Below are 17851 nucleotides of genomic sequence, written 5' to 3'. Positions count from 1 at the left end.
CGTCGACACCTTCCAGACCACGCCTGGCTGGCGACATCTATGAATCATGGCTATGTAATCGCAGCATGGTTCGAAGCGTGGTTCGAAGCTTGATTCGCAGCTTAATTGCATCTAACGGTACCCTAATGGCACTCATCAACTACATCACCCAGGTCCAGTTCGACTACGGCGCACTGGCGCTGCTGCAACAGGAATGCGATCGCATCGGCATCAAGAAGCCGCTGGTGGTCACCGACATGGGCATCCGCAATGCCGGTCTGCTGGACAAGGTCCTGGCGCAGCTCAAGGAGGGCAGTGCGGCCGTGGTCTACGACCAGACCCCGCCCAACCCCAACGAAGGTGCCGTGCGTGCGGCCGTGGCGCTGTTCCGCGAGCAGGGCTGCGACGGTATCGTGGCCGTGGGTGGCGGCTCTTCCATCGACCTGGCCAAGGGCGTGGCGGTCTGCGGCACCCATGAGGGACCGCTGAAGTCGTTCGCCCTGATCGAGGGCGGCCTGTCCAACATCACCGCCAGGACCGCACCGGTGATCGCCATCCCCACCACCGCCGGTACCGGCAGCGAGGTCGGCCGTGGCGCCATCCTGATCCTGGACGACGGCCGCAAGGTCGGCATCATCTCGCCCTACCTGGTGCCCCGGCTGGCCATCTGCGACCCCGAACTGACGCTGGGCCTGCCGCCGCTGATGACCGCCGCCACCGGCATGGACGCCATCGCCCACTGCCTGGAAACCTTCATGGCACCGTCCTTCAACCCGCCTGCCGATGGTATCGCGCTGGACGGCCTGTGGCGCGCCTGGGCGCATATCGAACGCGCCACCCGCGAGCCGGGCGACCGCGAAGCGCGACTCAACATGATGAGTGCCTCGATGCAGGGCGCCATGGCCTTCCAGAAGGGCCTGGGTTGCGTACACAGCCTGTCGCACTCGCTGGGCGGCATCAATCCCAAGCTGCACCACGGCACCCTCAATGCCATCTTCCTGCCGGCCATCATCGCCTTCAACGAAAGCGCGCCGACCATGGTCAAGGACAACAAGATGGCGCGCATGGCCCATGCCATGGGCCTGGCCAGCGGTGCCGAGATCGGCCCGGCGATCCGCGACATGAGCCGTCGCCTGGGCTTGCCGGCCGGCCTGGGTGAACTGGGCGTGAGCGAGTCCATGTTCCCGCAGATCATCAAGGGCGCGCTGGCCGATCACAGCCACAAGACCAATCCGCGCGAGGCTTCGGAACAGGATTACCTGCAGATGCTGCAGCAATCCATGTGATGGCCGACAATGACCGGCGCAGGGCAGCGGCCACGGCCGGCCTGTCCCGCAAGTCCCCCTCAGCTGCTCCCGCATTGTGCGGGCGCGGCTCTCATGCCTGACCCGAACCAGGGCGGCATCAACGAAACCAGCAGGAGCACATCGTGAGCTACAAGATCCTTGGACACAACTACATCGGCGGCCAGCGCAGCGGTCAGGGCGACGTCGCCCTGCATAGCGTGGACGCGACCACCGGCGCGCTCTTCGAGACCCCCTTCCTGACCGCCACCGAAAACGAAGTGGCCGCCGCCGTGGATGCGGCGGAGAAGGCCTATCCGCTGTACCGCGCCACCACCTCGCAACAGCGCGCCCAGTTCCTGGAAGCCATCGCCGACGAGATCGACGCCCTGGGTGACGATTTCCTCGCCGCCGTGGCCCGCGAAACCGCCCTGCCGGCCACGCCGCGCCTGGCCGGCGAACGCGCCCGCACCAGCGGCCAGATGCGCCTGTTCGCCAAGGTCCTGCGCCGTGGCGACTTCTACGGCGCGCGCATCGATACCGCCCTGCCGCAGCGCCAGCCGCTGCCGCGTCCGGACATCCGCCAATACAAGATCGGCGTGGGTCCGGTGGCCGTGTTCGGCGCCAGCAACTTCCCGCTGGCCTTCTCGGTGGCCGGTGGTGATACCGCCGCCGCCCTGGCCGCCGGCTGCCCGGTGGTCTTCAAGGCCCACACCGGCCACCTGGTGACCTCCGAACTGGTAGCCGATGCCATCGAGCGCGCCGTCAAGAAGACCGGCATGCCGGCCGGTACCTTCAACATGATCTATGGCGACCGTGTGGGTGCCCAGTTGGTCAAGAGCGCCGGCATCCAGGCAGTCGGCTTCACCGGTTCGCTGCGTGGCGGCCGTGCCCTGTGCGACATGGCGGCTGCCCGCCCGCAACCGATTCCGGTGTTTGCCGAGATGTCCAGCATCAACCCCATCATCCTGATGTCGGAAGCGCTGAAGGTACGCGGTGACGCCATTGCCAAGGACCTGGCCGGTTCGGTCACGGTGGGCGTGGGCCAGCTGTGCACCAGCCCGGGCCTGCTGCTGGGCGTACGTTCGCCTGAGCTGACCGCCTTCATCGAAAAGCTGTCGGCGGCCTTCGGCGGCAGCAATCCGGCCACCATGCTCAACAGCGGCGGCCTGACCCACTACAACGGTGGTGTCGCACGCCTGACCCAGTTGCCGGGCGTGAAGGTGATCGCCACCGGCGGCACCAGCTACACCCAGGCCGTGCCGCACCTGTTCAAGGCCGACGCCGCACTGCTGTTCTCCAAGGAAGCGCCGCTGGAAGAGGAAGTCTTCGGCCCCTCCACCGTCATCGTCGAACTGGAAAGCCGCGAGCAGCTGCTGGACTTCGCTGCCAAGATGAACGGCCAGCTGACCGCCACCCTGCAAGCCGAGATCGGTGATCTGCAAGGCAACCAGGACCTGATCGCGATCCTGGAACAGAAGGCCGGCCGCCTGCTGCTGAACGGCTTCCCGACCGGTGTCGAGGTGTGTGATGCGATGGTTCACGGTGGCCCCTATCCGGCCACCTCCGACGCCCGTGGCACCTCGGTCGGTACGCTGGCCATCGAGCGCTTCCTGCGTCCGGTGTGCTACCAGAACTACCCCGACGCGATGCTGCCGGCACCGCTGCAGAACGCCAACCCGCTGGGCCTGATGCGCCTGGTCGATGGTGAGCAGACCCGCGCCACCGTCGCCTGATCCAGCACGTTGCAGCACCCGGACCGACGCCTTCGCGTCGGTCCTGTTCCACCTTCCCCGCACTCGATTGCGGGGTCGCAACAACAATATCCCAAGACCCCAAGAGGAGGAGACCCATGATTAGATCCATCCGGCGCGCTGCGCTGTCTGCTACTGTCTGCGCGCTGTTCGGCGCAGCCACCATCCCTTCCGCCCAGGCGGCGGGCGACACCATCAAGATCGGCTTCATCACCGACATGTCCGGCACCTATGCCGACTTCGACGGCCAGGGCGGCGTCGAGGCGATCCGCATGGCCATCGCCGATGCCGGCGGCACCATCAACGGCAAGAAGGTGGAACTGGTCTTTGCCGACCACCAGAACAAGGCCGACATCGCCGCCAACAAGGCGCGTGAGTGGTTCGACCGCGACGGCGTGGACATGCTGGTCGGTGGCGTGAACTCGGCGGCCAGCCTGGCCATGGGCAAGGTGGCGGGCGAAAAGAAGAAGGTCTTCATCTCGGTCGGCGCCGGTACCACCCGCCAGACCAACGAGGAATGCAACGCCTACACCATCCAGTACGCCTACGACACCACGGCGCTGGCGCGCGGCACAGGGGCGGCCATCACCCGCCAGGGCGGCAAGTCCTGGTACTTCCTGACGGCCGACTATGCCTTCGGCACCTCGCTGGAAAAGGACACCAGCGAGGTCGTCAAGAGCAATGGCGGCAATGTCGTGGGTGCCACCCGGGTCCCGCTGGCGACCTCGGATTTCTCGTCCTTCCTGCTGCAGGCGCAATCCTCCAAGGCCCAGATCCTCGGGCTGGCGGTGGCCGGTGGCGACGTCATCAATGCCATCAAGGCGGCCAATGAATTCGGCGTGAACAAGACCATGAAGCTGGCGGGCCTCCTGATCTTCATCAACGATACCCACTCGCTGGGCCTGCAGCTCACGCAAGGGATGTACCTCACCGATGGCTGGTACTGGGACCTCAACGACCAGAGTCGCGCCTGGGCCAATCGCTACTTCATGAAGATGAAGAAGATGCCGTCCATGTTCCAGGCCGGCGATGCCTCGGCCGTGGGCCAGTATCTGAAGGCGGTGAAGGCGGTGGGCAGCACCGATCCGGACCAGGTCATGGATTACCTGCGCAAGAACCGCATCAACGATTTCTTCACCAGCAATGGCGTGGTGCGTCCGGACGGCCGCATGGTGCATGACATGTATCTGATGGAGGTGAAGAAACCTTCAGAATCCAAGCGCCCCTGGGATTATTACAAGCTGGTGCAGACCATTCCCGGCGAGCAGGCCTACATGACCAAGGCCGAATCCAAGTGCGCGCTCTGGAAGTAAGCCAGCGCCGTTATTGAAACGACCAGCAGGGCGCCGCCCGTGAGTGCGCCGCCCGCCCCTTTTTGAGCAGAAAGTCTGATGTGGATCGGACCATGTTCTACGCATCCCGGGTGACCGGGGTGCGTTTTTTTTCGCCCGGACGCTGCGCTCTCAGGCGCGGCGCGGTACCTGCGGACGCATGGCCACGCCCAGGCGGTTCCAGGCGTTGATGATGGCCACTGCGAAGGTCAGGTTGGCGATCTCGGCCTCGCTGAAGTGCTGTTGCAGCAGGGCGAAGGCGGCATCGTCCTTCTCGCCATCCTGCTGGTGCAGATAGGTGAAGCGTTCGGCCCAGTTCAGCGCGGCGCGCTCCTGTTCGGTGAAGAAGGGGATTTCGCGCCAGGCGGCCAGGGTGTTGAGGCGCTGCTGGTCTTCGCCATTCTTGAGCAGGTCATGCGAGTGCATGTCGGCGCAGAAGGCGCAACCGTTGAGTTGGGAGACGCGCAGGAATACCAGTTCCAGCAGCTTGGGATCGACCCCGCTCTGGTGCACCGCTTCGCTCGCCTTGAGCAGGGCATTGAAGGCGGGAGCGGCGAGCTTGGCGTGGGGCAGACGTTGCTTGAAGTCGGACATGACAATTCTCCATCAGTGGGTGAGGTGACAGCGGCGCGAATCGCCGGTGTTCCTCCACTAGACGGAGCGGAGTGTCGTGTTGTGACAGTTTTCGCAAAAAAGAAGCGAAAGAATTTTCAGGCCTGGTCCAGCTGCTGACGGGCAATGGCCGCCAGCTTGTCCGGATTGCGGACCACGTAGATCTCGCGAATGCGCCCGTCCTCGGTTTCCAGCACCTGGGCCGATTCCAGTGTGCCATCGACGTAGCGCAGCAGGCCCGGCGTGCCGTTGACCGAGGCTGCGCGGTAGGCGATGCGCTCGCCGAAGCGGCGCAGGTTGGCGTAGTACAGCCAGGAGATGCGCTCGGCGCCGGCCAGCGGATGGGGGAAGGAAGCGACCTTGCCGCCGCCGTCGCCGATCAGGCGGGCATCCTCCGCCAGCAGGCCCAGCATGGCGTCGCGCCGGCCACTCTGGACCGCTTGCATGAACTTTTCCAGCAGCAGGGCGTGGGTTTCGCGGGTGACCGGACTGGAAGCCGCGCGCAGGGTGGTGCGCGGGGACACGCTGCCGGGCGCGCCGGCCGATTTGGCATCATGGCGCGACAGGCGTTCGCGGGCGCGGTGCACCAGCTGGCGACAGCTGGCCTCGGATTTCTGCAGGATGGCGGCGATGTCGGGGTAGTCGTTGTCGAATACTTCGCGCAGCAGGAAGGCGGCGCGCTCCTCGGGTTTGAGGCGTTCCAGCAGCAACAGGTAGGCAAAGGACACATCGCTATGCTGCTCCAGCAGCGCCTCCGGCGAAGGCGCCAGGCTGGCCTGGCCGTACAGGTCGATCTCGGCGGCCGGTTCGGCCAGGTCCACCAGGGGTTCCGGTAGCCAGTGGCCGACGTAGTGCTGGCGCTCCTGCTGCAGCTGGCGCAGGCGATCGATGCACAGCCGCGTCACCACCGTCACCAGCCAGGCCTCGGTCGATTCCAGTTGCTGCCGGTCCTGGGCATGCCAGCGCAGCCAGGCGTCCTGCAGCACGTCTTCGGCATCGCTGCGCGAGGCCAGCATGCGGTAGGCCACGCCGAACAGGCGCGGCCGGTAGCGGGTGAAGAGGTCGAGATCGTCTGCCATCAGCGCAGCCAGCGGGTGCCGAGGGTCAGCCCTGCTTGAGCTTGCGCGCGATGTCCAGCGCGAAGTAGGTCAGCACGCCATCGGCGCCGGCGCGCTTGAAGGCCATCATGGCTTCCATCATGGTCTTGTCGTGATCCAGCCAGCCGTTCTGGGCGGCGGCCTTGATCATCGCGTATTCGCCGCTGACCTGGTAGGCGAAGGTGGGCACGCGGAATTCGTCCTTCACGCGGCGCACGATGTCCAGGTAAGGCATGCCCGGCTTGACCATCACCATGTCGGCGCCTTCCTTGAGGTCCAGTGCCACTTCGCGCAGGGCCTCGTCGCTGTTGGCCGGGTCCATCTGATAGGTCGCCTTGCTGCCCTTGCCCAGGTTGGCGGCCGAGCCGACCGCATCGCGGAAGGGGCCGTAGAAGGCCGAGGCGTACTTGGCCGAGTAGGCCATGATGCGGGTGTAGATGTGGCCCTTGGCTTCCAGCATGGCGCGGATGGCGGCGATGCGGCCGTCCATCATGTCCGAGGGGGCGACCACGTCCACGCCGGCATCGGCCTGGGTTTGCGCCTGCCTGACCAGCAGCGCGATGGTTTCATCGTTGAGGATGTAGCCGGTCTCGTCCAGTACGCCGTCCTGGCCGTGGCTGGTGTAGGGGTCCAGCGCCACGTCACACAGCACGCCCAGTTCGGGGAAGCGCTCCTTCAGCGCCCGCACCACACGCGGCACCAGGCCATCCGGGTTGGTGGCTTCGATGCCATCGGGCGTTTTCAGGGCCGGATCGATCACCGGGAACAGCGCCAGCACCGGCACGCCCAGCTTCACGCATTCTTCGGCCACCGGCAGCAGCGCATCCAGCGACAGCCGTTCCACGCCCGGCAGCGAGGCCACGGGGGTGCGCAGGTTCTGACCTTCCTGCACGAATACCGGATAGATCAGGTCGGCGCTGGTGATGACGTTTTCGGCCATCAGCGCGCGCGAGAAGGCATCGCGGCGCATGCGGCGCATGCGCAGGGCAGGGTAGGCGGAGTTGGAGCTGAAGTCGGTCAAAGACATGAGTAGGCTTTCAAAAATTGAGGTGACTTGAGGCTATCTTGAAATATTTTCTAGGTAAATATCGCTAACTTCCGATAATTGGCAGCTTTGATCTGCAATGTGGCCAACTTGCGAGCGATATGCCGTATCTTGGCTGCGGGTAATTCATTTGCCCCCCGCTTCCCCTTCCCTCCCTGAGCGGGGCCGATCGTGCAAGCGAAAGGCGTTCTGGCCCGGAGAATATCCCTGTTCTCCGGGGTTTTTTTTATCCATGGCTTTGTACTCCGGTTCGCAGGATCGCGCCTTGTCGGCAATCAGGCCTGCTGCGTATGGGGATCGATGTCGGTATCGGCCTGGACGGTGCCTTCGTCGGGATCGCCGGCCGGGTCGATGTCTTCGTTCAGACCGGCCAGTTCGAGAATCTTGTCATTGGCTTCCTGCAGTCCGGTCCGCTTGAGGGCGGAAAACAGCTGCACCGTGAACGGGAAGGGCTGGCCTTTTTCATCCACATAGCTTTGCAGGTAGGTCTGGGCCTGACGCAGGGCATTGGTGGATTCACTGCGGTTGAGCTTGTCGGCCTTGCTGAGGATGCAATGGATGGGTTTGCCGGTGGGCGCGAACCACTCGATCATCTGGATATCCAGGTCGGTGAAGGGGCGACGTGAATCGACGATCATCACCAGCGCCGCCAGTTGTTCGCGCTGGCGCACATAGTCGCCCAGCAGGGCTTGCCAGTGGTGCTTGGCCGAACCGGAGACCTCGGCATAGCCGTAACCGGGCAAGTCCACCAGCATGGCGCGGATCTGGTCGGGGCGCGCCTCGTCGTTGCGGTGCTGCCCCACATGGGCGCCGCCGATGGAGAAATAGTTGATGTGCTGGGTACGGCCCGGCGTCTTGGAGGCGAAGGCCAGGCGCTTCTGGTTGCACAGCACGTTGATGGCACTGGATTTGCCGGCATTGGAGCGGCCGGCGAAGGCGATCTCGGGCACACTGGTCTTGGGCAGGTCCCGCAGATGATTGACGGTGGTGAAGAAGCGGGCTTGCCAAAGTTGCGACATGGTGGGGGGAAATCCGAAAGAGGAGGGAAAAACGCGGAGAAGCTATTGTACAATGGCCCGAAACCCAACGCCTCGTTGACGCCGGGCAAGTAAAAAATATGGCGGCCATTGGAGACAGGTCAAACGACGGGCATTTGGTTTAGGGGCAGCTAGCCGCCGAACGGGCAAAATCTCTCAATTCCACAATAAGTATTAGGGTGACGAATGAACCGTGCCTTTTCCCCACTGTTGTACTCCGTTTTTGCTGCCATCCTGGCAGTGGCCAGCGCAGCCCACGCGGCTGACGAGAAGAAGTCCCCGATCAAGGCCGATCCGGCCAAGGGCGAAGCGCTCTACACCAATGGCGACAATGCGCGCAACATCGTGGCCTGCGTATCCTGCCACGGCGCAGCCGGCAATTCGACCATCACCCAGAACCCGAAACTGGCAGGCCAGCACGAGGCCTACATCGCCAAGCAATTGCTCAATTTCCGCACCCCGGAGCGCAACAATCCGGTGATGTCGCCGATGGCCAAGGCCTTGTCGGACGAGGACATCCATAACGTCGCGGCCTACCTGGCCGCCCAGGCGCCCAAGCCGGGCGCCGCCAAGAACAAGGACACCATCGACCTGGGCAAGCACATCTGGCGCGGTGGCATCGCCGCCAAGAACGTGCCGGCCTGCGCAGGCTGCCACAGCCCCAATGGTGCCGGCATCCCGGCCCAGTATCCGCGCCTGGCCGGCCAGCACCAGGATTACACGGTGGCCCAGCTGACCAACTTCCGCGGTGGCGCGCGTACCAACAGCGTGCAGATGACCAGCATCGCCGAACGCCTGTCGGACAAGGAAATCAAGGCCGTGGCGGATTACATCGCCGGCCTGAAGTAAGTCCCGCAGCAGGCGGCGCGAGGACGGCAACAGCGAAGGCGGCCCCGGGGCCGCCTTTTTTCATCCGCATTGACGCAGGTCGTGGCACGCCAGGCCGGCGGGGCTCAAGATGGAGCCCGCTGCGCCCGGCTCTTCCGGGTTTGCGCAGCGCCATACCCGGATGGTGTGGGGGCCTATCACCCACGGCGTATCACGGACTTTCGTCCGGAGCGGTAAAATCCGGGTTCGCATCGCTTTGCCGACCGGCAAGGCGCCCCCCCAGGTAAGCGGAACCGGCAGGCCCGGTCCGGTAAGGCAGGAATATGACGACGGGCAGCAGTACCCAAGGAATCCAGATCAGGACCCGCCAGCGCTGGTTGGGCGAGGCGGTCGAACTGATCTCATCGATGCGCTTTGCCATCAGCCTGTTGACGCTGATCGCCATCGCCTCGGTGATCGGCACGGTGATGAAGCAGAACGAGCCGATGCCCAACTACGTCAACCAGTTCGGCCCGTTCTGGTTCGAGATCTTCGCCAAGGTGGGTCTGTACACGGTCTATTCGGCCTGGTGGTTCCTGCTGATCATGGGTTTCCTGGTGCTGTCGACCTCGCTGTGCATCGCCCGCAACGGTCCCAAGATGCTGCGCGACGCCAAGAGCTGGCGCGACAACGTGCGCGAGCAGTCGCTGCGCAATTTCCATCACAAGCACGAGTGGCAGAGCGGCGAGTCGCCGGCCGAGGCTGCGGCCCGACTGGTGCGGCAGGTGGGGTCCAAGGGCTACAAGACCAGGCTGGCCGACCGGGATGGCGCAATGCTGCTGGCGGCCAAGCAGGGCGCGGCCAACAAGTGGGGCTACATCTTCGCGCACGCGGCCATCGTCATCATCTGCCTGGGGGGCTTGCTCGACTCCGATCTGCCGATCCGCTTCCAGCAGTGGTTCTATGGCAAGCAAGCCTTCGCCGGCAACGGCATCATTTCCGAGATTCCTGAACGCTATCGCCTGGGCCTGAACAACCCGACCTTCCGTGGCAATACGCTGATTCCGGAAGGCTCCAGCAGCAGCACGGCCATCATTCCGCAAAAGGATGGCGTGATGATCCAGGACCTGCCCTTCACCATCACGCTCAAGCGCTTCATCATCGATTTCTACTCCACCGGCATGCCCAAGCTGTTCGCCAGCGAAGTGGTGGTGCGCGACCATGAGACCGGCCGCGAGACCGCCGCCACCATCAAGGTCAACGAGCCGCTGATCTACAAGGGCGTGGCGATCTACCAGTCCAGTTTCGAGGATGGCGGCAGCAAGCTCAAGCTGGTCGGCTATCCGATGCGGGGCGGCACCAACAGCCATTTCGAGCTGGCCGGCGAAGTCAATGGCAGCACTCCGCTGCCAGCCGGTCTGGGGGATTACACGATCGAATGGAGCGGCTTCCGCCCCTTCAACGTAGAGAACATGCAGGCTGCGGCCTCGGGTTCCACTGCGGGCTCCACCTCGGGTGATGCGCGCGCGGTCAACGTCGGCAAGAACGTCAATCGCGGCTTCATCGAAGGCCTGGACAAGCACCTGGGCTCCAGTGCCAAGAATGCCAACAGCAAGGACTTCAAGAACGTCGGTCCGAGTGTGCAATACAAGTTGCGCGACAAGACCGGCCAGGCCCGCGAGTATTTCAACTACATGCAGTCGCTGCCCATCGACGGCGCCGATGTCTTCCTGGCCGGCATGCGCGAGCAGCCCGACCAGCCTTTCCGCTACCTGCGCATCCCGGCTGACGACAATGACAGCGTGGCCGAGTGGATGCGCCTGCGCGCCGCCCTGGCCAACCCGGCGCTGCGCGAGGAAGCGGCTCGCCGCTATGCCCAGCAGGCCATCAGCAGCGGGCGCGACGCCTCGCCGGTGCTGCGCGAGCAGCTGCAGCAGTCGGCGCTGCGCGGGCTGTCCATCTTCGCCGGTGATGGCAAGGTGTCCGGCTATATCGCCGTGACCCGCTTCCTGGAGCAACTGCCGTCGGCCGAACAGGAAAAGGCCGCCGATATCTTCATGAAGATCCTCAACGGCAGCATGTGGGAGCTGTGGCAGGCGGCCCGCGCCAAGGATGGCCTGGCGGCGGTGAGCAGCGACGAGAAGCATGGTCGCTTCCTGCAGCTTTCCATCAATGCGCTGGCTGATGCCGCCTTCTATCCGGCCCCGGTGTTCCTGCAACTATCGGGCTTCCAGGAGATCAAGGCATCTGTGCTGCAGGTGACGCGTTCGCCGGGCAAGAAGGTGGTCTACCTGGGCTGTCTGTTCCTGGTGCTGGGGGTGTTCGCGATGCTGTACATCCGCGAGCGCCGTCTGTGGATCTGGATCAAGCCGGCCGCCGATGGCCAGGGCAGCCAGGCGCTGATGGCCATGAGCACCCAGCGCCGTACGCTGGACTTCGACAAGGAATTCGAGCAGATGAAGGGCCGCCTCTCGGGGGCGGCATCGCCGGCCGCAACCGGGACCGGTAAAGATTGAACATGCGATTGAACATGCCGCCGACGTATGGCGGTTATCATCCGGGGCAGATCAGCGCGCCAGCCGCTTTGGCTGGCACCGCCCGGGACAGCAGCAGTGGAGAACACAATGGAACTGACCCAAGCAAACCAGGCCTATTCTGAAGAACAGGGCTTCTTCCGCCGCCTCAGCATCGTGGACTGGCTCTACGCCGCCCTGCTGGTGGCCGGTTCGCTGTACGCCTTCGGGCGCTTCGGCGCCTACATGGATTACTACGAGAAGGCGGTGCTGCTGTTGGCCGCGCCCACCTTCGCCTGGCTGGGCTGGCACTGGAAACCGGTACGCCTGCTGATGGTGGTGATCGCGGTGCTCTCGCTGGGTGCCATCGCCATGTACGGCGGCGCACTGGAGCTGGCCGACAAGAAGTTCTTCCTGAAATACATGCTCTCCAGCCAGTCAGCCATTCTCTGGATGAGTGCGCTGTTCTGCCTGTCCACCCTGTTCTACTGGGGCGGCCTGGCCACCACCGCCGGCACCGGCAACGCCATCGGCTCGCGCCTGTGCTGGGCGGCCGTGGTGCTGGGTTTTACCGGGCTGATGGTGCGCTGGTACGAGTCCTACCTGATCGGGCCGGACGTGGGCCACATCCCCATTTCCAACCTGTATGAAGTCTTCATCCTGTTCTGCCTGATCACGGCGCTGTTCTACCTGTATTACGAAGAACGTTACGCCACCCGCCAACTGGGCGCCTTCGTGCTGACTGTCATCACGGCGGCGGTGGGCTTCCTGATGTGGTATACCGTCTCGCGGGATGCGGCCGAGATCCAGCCTCTGGTACCGGCGCTGCAAAGCTGGTGGATGAAGATCCACGTTCCGGCCAATTTCATCGGTTATGGCACCTTCGCCCTGGCCGCCATGGTGGCCGTGGCCTATCTGCTGCGCGAGCGTGGCTACCTGGCCGATCGCCTGCCCCCGCTGGAGGTGCTGGATGATGTGATGTACAAGGCCATCGCCGTCGGTTTCGCCTTCTTCACCATCGCCACCATCCTGGGTGCGCTGTGGGCGGCCGAAGCCTGGGGCGGCTACTGGTCGTGGGACCCGAAGGAAACCTGGGCGCTCATCGTCTGGCTCAACTACGCGGCCTGGCTGCACATGCGCCTCATGAAGGGCCTGCGCGGCCGTGCTGCCGCCTGGTGGGCGCTGGTCGGCCTGCTGGTGACGACCTTCGCTTTCCTGGGAGTCAACATGTTCCTCTCGGGCCTGCATTCCTACGGCGAACTTTGATGGCGTCGGCGGCTCCTTGATCAGGGCGGCCTCGCCCCCCTGAACCATAAGGAGCAAGCATGAACGACAGCACCCTGACGCCGGAACTGGTCATCTTCGATTGCGACGGCACCCTGGTCGACAGCGAAGTGGTGGCGGCGCGGGCCTGGTCCGAGTACGTGGCCAGCTATGGCGTGAGCCTGAGCGCGGAGGAAGCGCTGGCGCGCTTTCGGGGCGTGAGCATGAAGTGGTGCATTTCGCACATCGAACAATTGCACGGCCAGGCGCTGCCCGCCCATTTCGAAGAAGAATTGCGCGCGCTGATGGGTAGCCTGCTGGAGCAGCACCTGCAGCCGATCAGCGGTGCCGTGGAGATGCTGGAAAAGCTGCACCTGCCCTTCGCCCTGGCCTCCAACGCGCCGCATCACAAGATCGAGCTGTGCCTGCGCGTGACCGGCCTGCTGCCGCATTTCGCCGGGCGTATCTTCAGCGCCTACGATGTGCAGCGCTGGAAACCCGATCCCGCGCTCTTCCTGTTTGCCGCCGAACGGCTGGGCGTACCGCCGCAGCGCTGCGCGGTGGTGGAGGACAGCTTGCCGGGCGTGCAGGCGGGTCTGGCGGCTGGCATGAAGGTGATCGCCCTGCAGGAGCATGCGCCGCACCCGGAGCTTCCCACCGGCGTGGCCGTCATCACCCACCTCGGACAACTGCATGCGCAGCTTGCCTGAGCGCGCAGGCTTTCCAAGCAATGGCCGGCTTCGGTAAGATCATTCACACTTTTCACCCTGGCTAACCTTGGAAAGCATGCTCCACCCCATCGACCGCGAACGGCAGATCATCTATTGCGACCGGGCCATCGAAGTGCGCCCCCTGGGTTTGCGCGAAGCGCCGGCCTTGTTCGACGCCGTGCGCCAATCGATGCAGGCGATCAGCCAGTGGGAGGCCTGGTGCACCCCGGACTACAGCCTGGTCGACGCCAAGCTGTTCCTGCAGCGCGCCATCGAGCAATGGCAGGTCCATGCTGCCTATGACTTCAACATCATCGATCGCACCAATGGCCTGGTGATCGGGTCGGTTGCCGTCAATCAGGTCAGCCAGCTGAACCAGATGGCCAACCTGGGCTATTGGATCCGTGAAGGTTATACCGGCCGCGGCATCGCCGCCGTGGCGGCCCGGGCCGCGGCCGCTTTCGCCTTTGCCAAGACCGGTCTCACCCGCCTGGAGATCGTGGCCCAGGCCGGCAATCTGCGCAGCCAGCGGGTCGCGGAGAAAACCGGGGCGACGCTGGAATGCCTGGCCCGCAATCGCCTGGTATTTCATGGCGAGCCACGCGATGCCACCGTCTTTTCTCTGGTCCCAAGCGACCTGGGACGGCCGGTACCGGTCCATACCTGAACGCTGTCGCATCCCCCGATAAAAATGCCGGCAGGTAATTTTCTGTCGCTTTTTCGTCGCCTGAACTGAAATAAAGATACGTTTCGCAACAAAATTTTTGGTCAGTCCTTGCTCTGAAAACCTGCACAATCCAGTCCATTCTGACAGCGCTGTCAGCCTTGATGGTTGCGGGTTTGCGCCGTTTTTGCGGGGCCGCATGAAAAGATTGTCGTGAAGTAATTTCGATTTGGCTGACAAAATACTGACTTTTCACGTATTCCAAATCGCTGCTCGGGCGTTACATAGCTAAAGCGCTGTCAAGAAACGTAGCGCTTTATGTATCTGGAGCAGTTTCCCGGAATCAGGCAGCAAGCAACATCTTCCGGGGCGCTGCGTGTTCTCCCGAAAAAAACTCAGGACGGGAGAACGTTGAGCGTCAGCGACGTAAGAGGAAATACGATGCAAGCCATACAACGCAACAAGACCACGAACAATAATCACGCCGGCCGCGCCGCCCAACAATACGTCATGGGCGGGGAAGCGCGTACTTCCCGCCTGGCCAAGCGCCTCAAGGGTGCCGAGGCGGTACATCAGGACGATGATTGCAACGCGCGTTACGACAAGATCTCCAAGCAGATGGATGACGCGCTGGAGGGCGGTTCGCCCCAGCGCTTCAAACGTCCCAAGATGGAAAGCGACATCATCGCGCGTTGATGCCTGCAGAATGAAAAACAGCCGGAGGCAGGTCTGCTCCGGCTGTCATTTTCTCCAGCATGGGCCGCTGGCGTGAGGTTTTCTGAATTTTCGCCACGCAGCCCCGGGGGCCAAGCCTGGAGGTCCAGGCCTAGAGATTTTCCTCGCGCGGGTCCCGTGCCAGCAGCCGGGCAACCATTTCCTGCACCGAGACGCCATCGAACAGGGCCGCCGCTACCGCATTGGTGATCGGCATCTCCACACCCTTTTCCCGCGCTAGTTCGCGTACCGCCTGCGCACAGCGCACGCCTTCGGCAACGTGACCCAGCTCGGTCACGATATCTTCCAGCTTCTTGTTCTGCGCCAGCCCCAGCCCCACGCGCCGGTTGCGTGAAAGGTCGCCGGTGCAGGTCAGGATCAGGTCTCCCACGCCCGACAGTCCCATGAAGGTTTCGGGACGCCCGCCCAGTGCCACCCCCAGCCTCGTGATTTCTGCCAGACCGCGGGTGATCAGCGCAGCACGGGCATTCAATCCCAGCTGCAGGCCATCGGCCACGCCAGTGGCGATGGCCAGGATGTTCTTGACCGCGCCGCCAATCTCCACCCCCACCAGGTCATCGCTGGAATAAATGCGGATATTGTTGCCATGCACGGCCTTGACCACGCGCTCGCATAGGGCCGCGTCGGCACCGGCGATGGTCAGCGCGCAAGGCAGGCCGCGCGCCACTTCCTGCGCAAAGGACGGCCCCGACAGCACGCCGGCCGGCAGGTCGCTGCCCAGGACCTCCTGCACGACCTGATGCGGCAACAGGCGCGTGCCTTCTTCCAGCCCCTTGCACAGCCAGACCAGGTTGGGAATCGGATAACTGCGCAGCTGGCCGGCCAGTTCGCGCAGGCCCGATACCGACGATGCCGCAATCAGCAGCGATCCGGCCGGGTCGGCGCAGACGTGCTGTACTGCGGCGTCGAAATCGGCACCGACCTGCAGTTCCGGCGGCAGTGCAAATCCGGGCAGGTAGAGGCGGTTTTCGCGCTGCTGGTCGGCTTCCTGCATGGCCTGGGCATTGCGGCCCCACAGCACGACCTGATGCTTGCGTGCCAGCGGGATGGCCAGTGCCGTACCCCATGCGCCGGCGCCCAGAATGGTGATCTTCATCGTCGGTCCGTTCAGTCGCCCCAGACATCGCCGGCTTTCACGAAGCCGCTCTGGCCGTCGCGATGGCGTACCTTGACCCAGCCGTTGTTGGGGCTCTCGACCATCTCCAGCAGGACCGACTTGTCGGCGCTGAAGACCACTGGGCTGGCTTCATCGGCGGCGCTGAAGACGCGCGCGTTGGCCACCGACACCACCAGCATGCGTTTGGGGGTCAGCGTCTTGGACTGCACCCAGGAAAGGGTGCCGGCAGCATCCCTGACCTTGCTCCATTCGCCATAGGTCAGGACCACCTCCACCGGCATGCCGCGCGGTGCGACGTAGACGCGACGACCTTTCTCGGAAGGGGCGTCGTACATGATGGCGGGGGCCGCACCGACCGACTTGAAGTCCAGGGCCAGGGCATCCTTGGCCATGAAGGCGCCGAACAGGGTGGCGCAAAGAATCAGGGACAGGCGTTTCATCGGGAAAGTCTCCGCGGAAGGGAAAGCGCCGCAGCGCGGGCTGCGGCGGCTTGATGTCGTGCCGGACGGCCGCAGAGGGTGCGACCGTCAGGCAGGCGGACAGATACTTGAAGCAGGATCAGTTGACGGCGGTGGAACCGTTGTTGACCAGGGTGGCGCCTTGCTGCTCGGCCAGCGCCTGCAGGCGCTGCTGGTAGAACACCTCGAAGTTGATCTCGGCCAGGTGCACCGGCGGGAAACCGGCGCGGGTGATGGCGTCGGCGATGTTGGCGCGCAGGTACGGGTAGATGATGTTGGGGCAGCCGATGCCCAGCAGCGGGTCCAGCTGTTCGGCGGGCACGTTGCGGATCTCGAAGATGCCGGCTTGCTTGCCCTCGACCAGGAAGGCGACCTTGTCCTTGACCTTGGCGGTCACGGTGATGGTCACGGTCGATTCGAAGACGCCTTCAGCCAGCGCCTCGGCACCGACGTCCACCGACACTTCGATCGAGGGGGCTTCCTGCTCCAGGAAGATGGCCGGGGAATTCGGTTGTTCCAGCGACAGGTCCTTCAGGTAGACGCGCTGGATCTGGAAAACGGCTTGCTGTTGGGCTTCTTGGTTCTGTTCCGACATGGATTTCTTTCAGGTTCGATGAAACGATAAGAGGGAGGTTTGCTGCCCTGGCGTCAGGCTTGCAGCAGCGGGTCCAGCTTGCCGGCGCGATCCAGTGCGTTCAGATCGTCGAAACCGCCGACATGGGTGTCGCCGATATAGATCTGCGGCACGGTGCGGCGGCCGGTCTTTTGCATCATCAGCTCACGCTGCTGAGGTTCGAGGTCGACGCGGATCTTGTCGATCTGCGTGATCCCCTTGCTGGCGAGCAGGCGCTCGGCCATCATGCAATACGGGCACACGGCGGTGCAATACATCGTCACTGCGGCGCTCATTTGGCCTCCTTGGTGGTCAGTGGCAGGCCCTGTCCCTGCCAGGCGGCGATACCGCCGTTGAGTCCGTAGACTTCGGTGAAGCCGGCCTTCTTCAGCGATGCCTCGGCGCGATTGGCCTGGGTGCCGTTCTGGCAGACCACGATCACCGGACGGCCCTTCATCTTGTCCAGTTCGCCGATGCGCTGCGGCAACTCCTTGAGCGGGATATTGCGGGCATCGCGCAGGTGGCCGGCGCCGAATTGCTCGGGGTCACGCACGTCCAGCACCAGCACCTTGCCCTGGTTGAGCATCTGCGTGGCCTGCAGCAGGCTGAGCTTGTTGCCGCGCTGTTGCAGGTAGGGAACCAGCAGGGCACCGCCCGAGACCAAGGCCAGGGCGATCAGGAAAATATTGTCGATGATGAATTTCACGGCAGTCCAATGAGTTTACTGAATCCCGGCATTATAAAATAGAAGCATTGGCGGTTTGCATCCGGACCGAACAGTCTAAGATCTGCACCCGATCCGGCGTAGTCGACCTTGGGGCAACCGCATCGCT

18 protein-coding genes are annotated in these 17851 nt (G+C 63.9%); 9 read left to right on the top strand and 9 right to left on the bottom strand.

Features of this window, described 5'->3' with window-relative positions:
* Positions 1-125: 125 nt before the first annotated feature.
* The 3 genes from VE092_RS03645 to VE092_RS03635 all read left to right on the top strand — a co-directional run bounded on the left by VE092_RS03645 (position 126) and on the right by VE092_RS03635 (position 4329).
* Positions 126-1265: an iron-containing alcohol dehydrogenase gene (locus tag VE092_RS03645; protein ID WP_077234957.1), complete on the top strand. Its 1140-nt coding sequence runs from the start codon at positions 126-128 to the stop codon at positions 1263-1265.
* A gap of 143 nt (positions 1266-1408) precedes the next feature.
* Positions 1409-2998: an aldehyde dehydrogenase (NADP(+)) gene (locus tag VE092_RS03640; RefSeq protein WP_324873945.1), complete on the top strand. Its 1590-nt coding sequence runs from the start codon at positions 1409-1411 to the stop codon at positions 2996-2998.
* Positions 2999-3114: 116 nt separating this feature from the next.
* A complete protein-coding gene (locus VE092_RS03635) occupies positions 3115-4329 on the top strand; it encodes an ABC transporter substrate-binding protein (protein WP_324873943.1) in 1215 nt (404 codons plus the stop codon).
* A gap of 150 nt (positions 4330-4479) precedes the next feature.
* Here VE092_RS03635 and VE092_RS03630 read toward each other — a convergent pair whose 3' ends face one another.
* The 4 genes from VE092_RS03630 to yihA all read right to left on the bottom strand — a co-directional run bounded on the left by VE092_RS03630 (position 4480) and on the right by yihA (position 8120).
* Positions 4480-4941: a carboxymuconolactone decarboxylase family protein gene (locus tag VE092_RS03630; RefSeq protein ID WP_006464900.1), complete on the bottom strand. Its 462-nt coding sequence runs from the start codon at positions 4939-4941 to the stop codon at positions 4480-4482.
* A 116-nt stretch (positions 4942-5057) separates the two neighbouring features.
* Positions 5058-6038, bottom strand: coding sequence for an RNA polymerase sigma factor SigJ (gene sigJ, locus VE092_RS03625; RefSeq protein ID WP_324873940.1), 981 nt, complete (start codon positions 6036-6038; stop codon positions 5058-5060).
* 25 nt (positions 6039-6063) lie between these two features.
* On the bottom strand, positions 6064-7083 hold the full coding sequence (gene hemB, locus VE092_RS03620; protein ID WP_324873938.1) for a porphobilinogen synthase: 1020 nt from the start codon (positions 7081-7083) through the stop codon (positions 6064-6066).
* A gap of 293 nt (positions 7084-7376) precedes the next feature.
* The gene (yihA, locus tag VE092_RS03615; protein WP_324873936.1) at positions 7377-8120 is read right to left on the bottom strand and encodes a ribosome biogenesis GTP-binding protein YihA/YsxC; all 744 of its coding nucleotides are present in this window, start codon (positions 8118-8120) and stop codon (positions 7377-7379) included.
* 204 nt (positions 8121-8324) lie between these two features.
* On the opposite strand from yihA, the gene VE092_RS03610 reads away from it, so the two are divergent.
* From VE092_RS03610 to VE092_RS03585, 6 genes are all read left to right on the top strand, one after another.
* Positions 8325-8987: a c-type cytochrome gene (locus tag VE092_RS03610; protein WP_324873933.1), complete on the top strand. Its 663-nt coding sequence runs from the start codon at positions 8325-8327 to the stop codon at positions 8985-8987.
* A 302-nt stretch (positions 8988-9289) separates the two neighbouring features.
* Complete coding sequence (locus VE092_RS03605) at positions 9290-11461, top strand: cytochrome c biogenesis protein ResB (protein WP_324873931.1); 2172 nt, start codon at positions 9290-9292, stop codon at positions 11459-11461.
* 108 nt (positions 11462-11569) lie between these two features.
* Complete coding sequence (gene ccsB / locus VE092_RS03600) at positions 11570-12724, top strand: c-type cytochrome biogenesis protein CcsB (protein ID WP_324873929.1); 1155 nt, start codon at positions 11570-11572, stop codon at positions 12722-12724.
* A gap of 59 nt (positions 12725-12783) precedes the next feature.
* Positions 12784-13431 carry an HAD-IA family hydrolase gene (locus VE092_RS03595; RefSeq protein WP_324873927.1) on the top strand — a complete coding sequence of 216 codons (648 nt, stop codon included), beginning with the start codon at positions 12784-12786 and terminating at the stop codon, positions 13429-13431.
* A gap of 76 nt (positions 13432-13507) precedes the next feature.
* Positions 13508-14098 (top strand): GNAT family N-acetyltransferase, encoded by a 591-nt coding sequence (locus tag VE092_RS03590; protein WP_241813697.1) that lies wholly within the window; start codon positions 13508-13510, stop codon positions 14096-14098.
* Between the two features lie 438 nt (positions 14099-14536).
* Positions 14537-14791 (top strand): hypothetical protein, encoded by a 255-nt coding sequence (locus VE092_RS03585; protein WP_006464891.1) that lies wholly within the window; start codon positions 14537-14539, stop codon positions 14789-14791.
* Positions 14792-14921: 130 nt separating this feature from the next.
* Here the strand turns inward: VE092_RS03585 and VE092_RS03580 are convergent, their stop codons facing one another.
* The 5 genes from VE092_RS03580 to VE092_RS03560 form a co-directional block, all read right to left on the bottom strand.
* Positions 14922-15926 (bottom strand): NAD(P)H-dependent glycerol-3-phosphate dehydrogenase, encoded by a 1005-nt coding sequence (locus VE092_RS03580; RefSeq protein WP_324873922.1) that lies wholly within the window; start codon positions 15924-15926, stop codon positions 14922-14924.
* Positions 15927-15937: 11 nt separating this feature from the next.
* Entirely contained in the window at positions 15938-16387 is a 450-nt protein-coding gene (locus VE092_RS03575; RefSeq protein WP_324873920.1) for an SH3 domain-containing protein, read from the bottom strand.
* A 118-nt stretch (positions 16388-16505) separates the two neighbouring features.
* Positions 16506-17000, bottom strand: a complete 495-nt coding sequence (gene secB, locus VE092_RS03570; protein ID WP_324873918.1) for a protein-export chaperone SecB — start codon at positions 16998-17000, stop codon at positions 16506-16508.
* A 53-nt stretch (positions 17001-17053) separates the two neighbouring features.
* Positions 17054-17314 carry a glutaredoxin 3 gene (gene grxC / locus VE092_RS03565; RefSeq protein ID WP_324873916.1) on the bottom strand — a complete coding sequence of 87 codons (261 nt, stop codon included), beginning with the start codon at positions 17312-17314 and terminating at the stop codon, positions 17054-17056.
* Positions 17311-17724: a rhodanese-like domain-containing protein gene (locus VE092_RS03560; protein ID WP_324873914.1), complete on the bottom strand. Its 414-nt coding sequence runs from the start codon at positions 17722-17724 to the stop codon at positions 17311-17313. Before VE092_RS03560 ends, grxC begins: the two co-directional genes overlap by 4 nt.
* Between the last annotated feature and the right edge of the window lie 127 nt (positions 17725-17851).

Source organism: Herbaspirillum sp., from assembly GCF_035644555.1.
Taxonomy (GTDB): domain Bacteria; phylum Pseudomonadota; class Gammaproteobacteria; order Burkholderiales; family Burkholderiaceae_D; genus Herbaspirillum.
This window is presented reverse-complemented; position numbering and strand designations above follow the sequence as displayed.

Coding starts and splice junctions, on each gene's coding strand:
- VE092_RS03580 (WP_324873922.1), bottom strand. CDS start 15,926: ATGAAGATCACCATTCTGGGCGCCGGCGCATGGGGTACGGCACTGGCC.
- VE092_RS03605 (WP_324873931.1), top strand. CDS start 9,290: ATGACGACGGGCAGCAGTACCCAAGGAATCCAGATCAGGACCCGCCAG.
- VE092_RS03635 (WP_324873943.1), top strand. CDS start 3,115: ATGATTAGATCCATCCGGCGCGCTGCGCTGTCTGCTACTGTCTGCGCG.
- secB (WP_324873918.1), bottom strand. CDS start 17,000: ATGTCGGAACAGAACCAAGAAGCCCAACAGCAAGCCGTTTTCCAGATC.
- VE092_RS03585 (WP_006464891.1), top strand. CDS start 14,537: ATGCAAGCCATACAACGCAACAAGACCACGAACAATAATCACGCCGGC.
- VE092_RS03610 (WP_324873933.1), top strand. CDS start 8,325: ATGAACCGTGCCTTTTCCCCACTGTTGTACTCCGTTTTTGCTGCCATC.
- VE092_RS03630 (WP_006464900.1), bottom strand. CDS start 4,941: ATGTCCGACTTCAAGCAACGTCTGCCCCACGCCAAGCTCGCCGCTCCC.
- sigJ (WP_324873940.1), bottom strand. CDS start 6,038: ATGGCAGACGATCTCGACCTCTTCACCCGCTACCGGCCGCGCCTGTTC.
- VE092_RS03590 (WP_241813697.1), top strand. CDS start 13,508: ATGCTCCACCCCATCGACCGCGAACGGCAGATCATCTATTGCGACCGG.
- VE092_RS03645 (WP_077234957.1), top strand. CDS start 126: ATGGCACTCATCAACTACATCACCCAGGTCCAGTTCGACTACGGCGCA.
- yihA (WP_324873936.1), bottom strand. CDS start 8,120: ATGTCGCAACTTTGGCAAGCCCGCTTCTTCACCACCGTCAATCATCTG.
- grxC (WP_324873916.1), bottom strand. CDS start 17,314: ATGAGCGCCGCAGTGACGATGTATTGCACCGCCGTGTGCCCGTATTGC.
- ccsB (WP_324873929.1), top strand. CDS start 11,570: ATGGAACTGACCCAAGCAAACCAGGCCTATTCTGAAGAACAGGGCTTC.
- hemB (WP_324873938.1), bottom strand. CDS start 7,083: ATGTCTTTGACCGACTTCAGCTCCAACTCCGCCTACCCTGCCCTGCGC.
- VE092_RS03595 (WP_324873927.1), top strand. CDS start 12,784: ATGAACGACAGCACCCTGACGCCGGAACTGGTCATCTTCGATTGCGAC.
- VE092_RS03575 (WP_324873920.1), bottom strand. CDS start 16,387: ATGAAACGCCTGTCCCTGATTCTTTGCGCCACCCTGTTCGGCGCCTTC.